Raw genomic sequence first — 7,082 nt, 5'->3', positions numbered from 1 at the left:
CTCGTCCCCCATGACCCCGTAGTGGTCGAGCAACCGCTCCAGCTCCACCGGCTTGGGCCGGGACCGCCCGGTCTCCAGGTCCCCGATCTTGGAGATCGTGCACCCGAGCAGCAGGGCCGCCTGGTCCCGCCCCACCCCGGCCTGCTCCCGCATCCGCCGCAGCGTGGCCGCGATCTGGATGTGCTCGGGCTGAACCTGCCGCATGTCCTCACGTCCCCCTCGCTGGCACGGTGGCGCAATCTAGCGCCTCTCCCACACGAGCAAGGTCACCCAACTGGGTAAATGTCATTTCCTACGCACGTAGATAACGTGTGTCACCACCACCCGCCGACCTCCGGGAGCCCTCGAGTGCCCACCACCCAGACCGCGTCGACCTGGCTCTACCTGGAGGAGGGCAGGCCGGTGGTCTGCCGCCCGGACTCCCCGGACCGCGCCAGCCTGATGATCCTGGGCCCGGTGGAGGTGACCCTGGAGATGCCGACCCCGATGCTCCGCGCCTGCCGCGACGCCCTCGACGAGGCCCTGCGCGCACTGGAGGCGGACGACCAGGACGCCTGACCCGCCCCGCTCACCACAACGGCCGCACCACGCTGATCCCGTTGGCCCAACGGGGTTTCCCCGTCCCGCTCGCCGACCACCTTTAGGTATCTCCGGCCGCTGCGGAAAGGAGGCCCGTGGTCCTGCTCCTGTGGTGGCTGCGCAACGACTCCCTGGGCCGCACCAGGGTCTGGTTCCCCCTCGCCCCCGCGCTGGCGCTCACCGCGACCTGGGCCCTCTTCGCCTGGCCCGACGGCCTCACCACCGCCCTGCTGGTCGGTTTCGCCGTCACCGAGATCGCCGTCGACCACGTGTGGTGGCGCCGCGACCAGCGCGCGGAGGGCATGAACCGCGAGGAGCTGTGAACGGGCCCGACCGCCGGGGGGAAGCGGCCGGGCCCGCAGGATCAGGACGGCCGAGCGCCGCCCGACCCGGTGCTCACCCGGCAGCTCGCGCCAGCACCAGCGCGAACCGCCCCTCCGAGTCGGTCCACCACCGCCGCACCGCGAACCCGGACTCCCCCAGCTCGCGCTCCAGCCCGTCGCGCCGGAACTTCGCCGACACCTCCGTCCGCAGCTCCTCCCCCTCCGCGAAGTCGACCTCGATGCCCAGCCCCGGAACGGGAACCCGCATCGCCCGCCCCGCCCGCAACCGCATCTCGATCCACTCCCGCTCCGGGTCCCACCGCGCGACGTGCGCGAACGCGTCCGGGTCGAACCCCGCGCCCAGCTCCCGGTTCAGCACCCGCAGCACGTTCCGGTTGAACGCGGCCGTCACCCCGGTCGGGTCGTCGTACGCCCGCACCAGCACCTCGGGGTCCTTCACCAGGTCCGCGCCGAGCAGCAGCCACTGCCCGGCCCGCAACGACTCCCGCACGGCCGCGAAGAACTTCCCGCGCTCCTCGGGCAGCAGGTTCCCGATGGTGCCGCCGAGAAACGCCACCAACCGCCCGTCCGACGCCGGGAGCGCGCCGAGGTGCTGGGTGAAGTCCCCGACCACGCAGCGGACCCGAACGCCGGGGTAGTCGTCCGCGAGCCCGGACGCCCCGGCCAGCAGCGCCGACTCGGACACGTCCAGCGGCGTGAACCGGCGCAGCGTCGGCCGCAGGGCGTCGAGCAGCAGCCGGGTCTTCACCGAGAACCCCGACCCCAGCTCCACCAGCTCCGCCGCACCGGTCAGCTCCGCGACCTCGCCCGCCCGCGCGGTGAGGATCTCCCGCTCGGCCCGCGTCGGGTAGTACTCGGGGAGCCGGGTGATGTCCTCGAACAGCGAGCTGCCCACTTCGTCGTAGAACCACTTGGGGGACAACCACTTCGGCGTGTCGGCCAGCCCGGCCGCGGCTTCCTCGCGCAGCGCGCGCGCCGCCTCGTCGGGGGTCAGTCGCACGTCAAGCTCGGTCATCGTCGTCCTATCGCTCGAACGTCCACAGTAGACTCCGAGGCCACCACGACCGAACGGTCGGGCGCCTCGCGCCAGCCGTCACCGGTGTCCAGCGGCTCGGAGGCCACCAGCACCCCGCCTTCGTCCCGCCTGAACCACAACGAGTGCGTCCAGGTCGTGCCGATCACGACGCCGTGGCCGAGCAGCAGCAGGTTCAGCCGCGAGCCGGGGGCGGCGGCGTCCACCTCGCGCAGCACCGACACCACCGCCTCCTCGGCGCCCGCCCCGGACCGCAACCGGTCCAGCACCAGCGCCCACAGCAGCGCCGAGTCCGTCGGCGCGTCGAGCGTCAGCAACCGCTCCACCGGAAGCCCGGAAGCCAGGTCCGCCAACGACTTCGACCACTCGGGCACCTTGCCGTTGTGGCTGAACAGCCAGCCGTCGCCGGAGAACGGCGCGCACGCGGTCTCCACCACCGGCATCCCGACCGTGGCCGAGCGCACCGCCGCCAGCACCGCGCCCGACCGCACGACTCGGCCCAGTGAAGCCAGGTTCTCGTCCGCCCAGATCGCCCCGGCCCGCCGGTACCGGGCGACCTGCCCGTCCTCGGCGGCCCACCCGACCCCGTACCCGTCGGCGTTGACCGTGCCGCCGCGCCGCATGTCCGCTGGCGCGTGCGACTGGTGCTCCAGCGAGTGCGGCGGGTCGAACAGCAGCGCCGACAGCGGGACCGGCCGACCGAGGTACCCCAGGTGCCTGCACACCTAGCCCTCCACCGCCCCGCGCGCGACCTCCGGCGACGCGTCCCGCGCGCACCGGAACCCGGCGAAGACCTGCCGCCGGATCGGGTAGTCCCAGTTGCGGAACGTCGCGCGCACCGCCACCGGGTCCGTGCCGAACGAACCGCCGCGCAGCACCTTGTGGTCCGCGCCGAAGAACACCTGCGAGTACTCGGCGTACGGGAACACCTCGAACCCGGTGTAGCCCCGGAAGTCCGAGCTGGTCCACTCCCACACGTCGCCGACGAGCTGGTGCACGCCCAGCGGCGACACGCCCTTCGGGTAGGCGCCGACCGGGGCCGGGGACAGGTGCCGCTGGCCGAGGTTGGCGTGCTCGGGCGTCGGGTCGTCGTCGCCCCACGGGTAGCGCAGGGAGCGCCCGGTGGCCGGGTCGAAGCGCGCGGCCTTCTCCCACTCGACCTCGGTGGGCAACCGCTTCCCGGCCCACCGCGCGTAGGCCTCGGCCTCGTGGAAGCACACGTGCACCACCGGTTGCGCGGGGTCGAGCGGCGCGGTGACGCCGAACGCGCGCCGGTGCCAGGCGTCCCCGGAGCGCGACCAGAAGCGCGGGGCCTCCAGGCCCGCGCCCTGCACGTGCTCCCAGCCCGCGGGGCTCCACCAGCGCGGGTCGCGGTAGCCGCCGTCGGCGATGAACTCGGTGTACGCGCCGTTGGTGACCGGGGTGGTGTCGATGAAGAACGGCGCGGTCACGACCTGGTGCGCGGGCCGCTCGTTGTCCAGGGCCCACGCCTCGGTGGAGGTGCCCATGGTGAACGGGCCGCCGGGGACCAGCACCTCGGGCGGCCCGACCGGACCGCCGGGCGGCGGTGGCGGGGCGTGCAGCACCGGGGCGCCCGCGCGCAGCTGGTGGGTGGCCAGCATGGTCTCGTCGTGCTGCTGCTCGTGCTGCACGATCATGCCGAACGCGAACGCCCCGTCGAGCAGCCGCGCGCCTTCCAGCGGGGTGCGCTCCAGGACGTCGAAGACCTTGTCGCGCACCTCCCGCACGTAGCCGCGCGCCTCGCCGGGACCGAGCAGCGGCAGCTCGGGGCGGGCCGCTCGGGCGTGCTTGAACGCGTCGTACAGCTCGTCGATGTCGGAGCGCACCGGCTCGCGACCGCCGACGTCGCGGACGAGCCAGAGCTCCTCCTGGTTGCCGATGTGGGCGAGGTCCCACACGAGCGGTGACATGAGCTTCGAGTGCTGGCGCACCAGGTCGTCGTCGTCGACGGCGTCGGTGAGCGCGGCGCTGCGGGCCCTGGCCCTGGTGAGCTGGTCCGCGACTGTCGCGCGCAGGTCTTCGGCGCTGGTCATGAAAGGCCCCCTCCGGACTGGTGTGCAGTGCTGTCAGCGGGTTCTTCTCAGCGTTCCCCGGTCGAGCGGCGCCCGGTTCAGCGGCGCTCGACCGGTGGCGCGCTCCTCCGGGTGCGGAGGGAGCGCGCTCCTCGTTGCGGGTAGCTGGTCGTGGGGGCAGCACGAGCCGGTTCCGCGCCCGTTGCTCGGGTGTGGCGGCGCCGGGGACTGCCGGGGTGTCGTCGCGGTCGGGGCGACGGGACTCGCACCGACCTCGTGGGGAGGGGCCTCGCGCGGACCTTCGGCCGGTTCGACGGCGGTCGCGCGGGCGCGGGCGCTGCGGCGGGGTGGCGCGACGTCGTCGGCGCGCCGGGGACCGTCAGCGACGCCGGGCGAGCGCGCGGTGCAGCTCGTCGGCGACCACGTCGGCCTGCGCGGGCGACAGGTCGGTGCGGTGCAGCGCGGCGCAGCCCAGCTCGACGACCTGCGCGGCGACGCGGGCCAGCACCGGGTCGTCCAGCCCGTACCGGGCGGCGGTGAGCCAGCGCCGCACTGCGGGACCGGTCGCCTCCAGCACCGAGTCCACCACGGACGGGTGAGAGAAGAGGGCGGCCAGCAGCACCACCGGGGGAATCCAGCCGCCGGGACCGGGCGTGTCCAGGTAGCGGATCTCCAGGTAGCCGCGCGGGCGGACCGGCGGGAACTGGAGCGTCAGGTGGTAGTCGAGGTCCTCGGTGGTGGGCCTGCGGTCGAGCGCCCCGTCGACCCAGTCGGCGAAGGTGAGGCGGTGCGGCGGGATCCAGTCCGGTCCCGGCCTGCGCACCACGATGACCGGCGCGTCCAGCACCCGGCGCGCCCAGGCCGAGGCCGGGTCGTCGCACACCGCGCCGGGGCGGCAGCGCACCGGGTCGGTGCCGTAGAGGGTGCGCATCCGGGCGCTGGCCCAGTCCGGGCGCAGCCCGCCGACGCCGGGCGAGTTCGCGAACAGGGCCATCAGCGCGGGCCCGAGCGCGTGCGCGGCGGCCCAGCGGGTGGCCACGTCCGGGCCCTCACCGGCGTCGAGGCACACCTGGAGACCGGCGGTGCTGCACATCATGGTCAGGCCGTCCGGGCCGAGCGCGTCGAAGGCGTGCTGCATCGCCCGGTAGCGGGGGACGTCCAGCAGGCGGCGCGGCGGGCGGAACGGGTCGGCGCCCCGGTCGCCGAGGGTGAAGCCGGCCGGTTCGAGCAGGCCGGCGAGGTGGTCGACGTCCGACGCGACGGTCTTGAGCAGCTCGGTGAGCGAGTCGCGCGGCGGGGTGGAGATCTCGACCTGGCCGCCGGGCTCGACCGTCAGCGGCGTGCCGCTGGGCAGCGGGCGCTGCGGGCTGTCCGGCACCAGGGTCGGGGGCGCGTGGTCGCCCAGCGCGGCGGAGAACAGCGCCGCGTCCACGGGTAGGGAGGGATCGCCCAGGTGGTGGACGGTCCACTCGATCTCGACGCCGATGAGCCTCGGCGGTCCGTGCTTGAAGCACACCGACGCCACGTAGGCCTCGGCCTCCGCGCGGTCCCGGAAGGACGCGGGAGCCGGGCCGTGCGCCGGACTTGGGTGAACTGCGGCAACCATGCGCACTCCCCTGTCGGCCTCGGTCGGGCTCGACGCTACACCGGGAATACCGATCGACGCAGCGAACAAAACCCTTACGGATCAATGGGAATCGGGGGTGTCCGATGTGCACGCAGCGCCATGCCCCGCGAACGGTCCTTGAGCGGCGGTTTTCCACGTGGCCAGCAGCGCCCGCGAGGCGTCGACTCCCAGCGCGAGCTCCTCCAGCACGGCGAGCGCCTCCCGGTGCGGCCCAGCGCTCTCCACCCGCCCGCCGGAGTAGGCGACCGGGGGCGCGTCGGCGAACTCCAGGTAGACGAACGGCCTGGCCAGCGCAGGCCGCGCCCCGACCCCGAACGGCACCACCCGGACCGGCCACGGCGAGGCGGCGAGCGCCAGCAGCTGCCGAGCGTGCGCGCCGGGCCCGCCGACGGGGGTGTGCAGGACGGCCTCGTGCAGGTAGAAGGCCGAGTCCGGGGGCGGGGTCGACGGACCCGGCTCGACGTCACCGCCGCTCACACCGGCACTCCGGAGGTCAGCCCCGGCGCCGCCCTGCCCACCGTCCCAGGAGCCGCCCTGCCCGCTGCCCCAGGAACCACCTTGCCCGCTGTCCCAGGGGCCACCCTGCCCGCTGTCCCAGGGGCCACCCTGCTCACCGTTCCCGAAACCGTTGTCGCCCCCGTAGGCCAGCGCGTAATCCGCAGTGCGCAACCACTCCGGCACGACCAGCACCTCGTAGCAGACCAGCGACCGGGCCCGCCGCTCATCACCCCGCTGGCTGCCGCCCACCAGGCGCACCAGGTCGACGACGTCGACCGCGATCCGCTTCGACGGTGACCGGAGCGGCCACGACGACACCCCGTCCCCTGCTCTCACGGAACCGCACCATACGTGTTCTGACCTGGCGTTTCGCCGAGCGCCCGGAAAGTGCACCCCAAAGGATCACATGATTGACGGAACAATCCGTACGTACTGATTGGATTTCGCGGGCGGGTGCTGGGACGATCACCCGGTGCCCAGGGTGAGTCAGGACCACCTAGACGCCCGCCGCCGCCAGATCCTGGACGGCTCGCGTGCCTGCTTCGCGCGCTTCGGCTACGAGGGCGCCACCGTGCGCCGCCTCGAAGAGGGTACCGGCCTGTCCAGGGGAGCCATCTTCCACCACTTCCGGGACAAGGAGTCGCTGTTCCTGGCGCTGGCCGAGGACGACGCGATCCGCATGGCCGACGTGGTGGCCGAGCAGGGCCTGGTCCAGGTGATGGGAGAGCTGCTCGCAACCCCGCGCCACGACGACGGCGAGCAGCACCCGGCGGACTGGCTGGGCACCCGCCTCGAGGTGTCGAGGCGACTGCGCACGGACCCGGAGTTCCGCGGGCGCTGGGCGGAGCGCTCCAGCCAGCTCACCGACGCGACCAGGCAGCGCCTCCTGCGCCAGCGCGAGGCGGGCAACCTCCGCGACGACGTGGACGTGGCCGTCCTGACGTCGTTCCTGGAGCTGGTCCTGGAGG

9 protein-coding genes are annotated in these 7,082 nt (G+C 73.8%); 3 read left to right on the top strand and 6 right to left on the bottom strand.

The genetic code is table 11. The features are described 5' to 3' along the window. A partial coding sequence (locus tag ACTUAL_RS29815; protein WP_440902570.1) for a helix-turn-helix domain-containing protein occupies positions 1 to 204 on the bottom strand: 204 nt, incomplete at its 3' end. Between the two features lie 144 nt (positions 205 to 348). Here ACTUAL_RS29815 and ACTUAL_RS29810 point away from each other — a divergent pair. Together ACTUAL_RS29810 and ACTUAL_RS29805 are read left to right on the top strand one after the other, a co-directional pair. Continuing rightward, on the top strand, positions 349 to 558 hold the full coding sequence (locus ACTUAL_RS29810; protein WP_440902569.1) for a hypothetical protein: 210 nt from the start codon (positions 349 to 351) through the stop codon (positions 556 to 558). 116 nt (positions 559 to 674) lie between these two features. Beyond that, entirely contained in the window at positions 675 to 902 is a 228-nt protein-coding gene (locus ACTUAL_RS29805) for a hypothetical protein (protein WP_096492662.1), read from the top strand. Positions 903 to 975: 73 nt separating this feature from the next. Here the strand turns inward: ACTUAL_RS29805 and egtD are convergent, their stop codons facing one another. The 5 genes from egtD to ACTUAL_RS29780 all read right to left on the bottom strand — a co-directional run bounded on the left by egtD (position 976) and on the right by ACTUAL_RS29780 (position 6,450). Further along, entirely contained in the window at positions 976 to 1,938 is a 963-nt protein-coding gene (egtD, locus tag ACTUAL_RS29800) for an L-histidine N(alpha)-methyltransferase (protein ID WP_096492661.1), read from the bottom strand. Then, entirely contained in the window at positions 1,935 to 2,681 is a 747-nt protein-coding gene (egtC, locus tag ACTUAL_RS29795; protein WP_440902568.1) for an ergothioneine biosynthesis protein EgtC, read from the bottom strand. The genes egtD and egtC overlap by 4 nt, the downstream gene beginning before the upstream one ends. After that, positions 2,682 to 4,010, bottom strand: a complete 1,329-nt coding sequence (gene egtB / locus ACTUAL_RS29790; protein WP_440902567.1) for an ergothioneine biosynthesis protein EgtB — start codon at positions 4,008 to 4,010, stop codon at positions 2,682 to 2,684. Positions 4,011 to 4,368: 358 nt separating this feature from the next. Continuing rightward, complete coding sequence (locus ACTUAL_RS29785) at positions 4,369 to 5,595, bottom strand: glutamate-cysteine ligase family protein (protein WP_440902566.1); 1,227 nt, start codon at positions 5,593 to 5,595, stop codon at positions 4,369 to 4,371. Positions 5,596 to 5,676: 81 nt separating this feature from the next. After that, positions 5,677 to 6,450: a Scr1 family TA system antitoxin-like transcriptional regulator gene (locus ACTUAL_RS29780; protein ID WP_440902565.1), complete on the bottom strand. Its 774-nt coding sequence runs from the start codon at positions 6,448 to 6,450 to the stop codon at positions 5,677 to 5,679. A 136-nt stretch (positions 6,451 to 6,586) separates the two neighbouring features. On the opposite strand from ACTUAL_RS29780, the gene ACTUAL_RS29775 reads away from it, so the two are divergent. Next, positions 6,587 to 7,082 (top strand): helix-turn-helix domain-containing protein (locus tag ACTUAL_RS29775; protein WP_440902564.1); only part of this gene is annotated, 496 nt, incomplete at its 3' end.

It is taken from the genome of Actinosynnema sp. (genome assembly GCF_052038725.1).
Note: the sequence above shows the minus strand (reverse complement) of the source record. Positions and strands in the feature narration are given on the sequence as shown.

Bases quoted from the DNA above. Each gene is read 5' to 3' on its own strand.
- egtD (WP_096492661.1), bottom strand. From the start codon at position 1,938: ATGACCGAGCTTGACGTGCGACTGACCCCCGACGAGGCGGCGCGCGCG.
- egtB (WP_440902567.1), bottom strand. From the start codon at position 4,010: ATGACCAGCGCCGAAGACCTGCGCGCGACAGTCGCGGACCAGCTCACC.
- ACTUAL_RS29785 (WP_440902566.1), bottom strand. From the start codon at position 5,595: ATGGTTGCCGCAGTTCACCCAAGTCCGGCGCACGGCCCGGCTCCCGCG.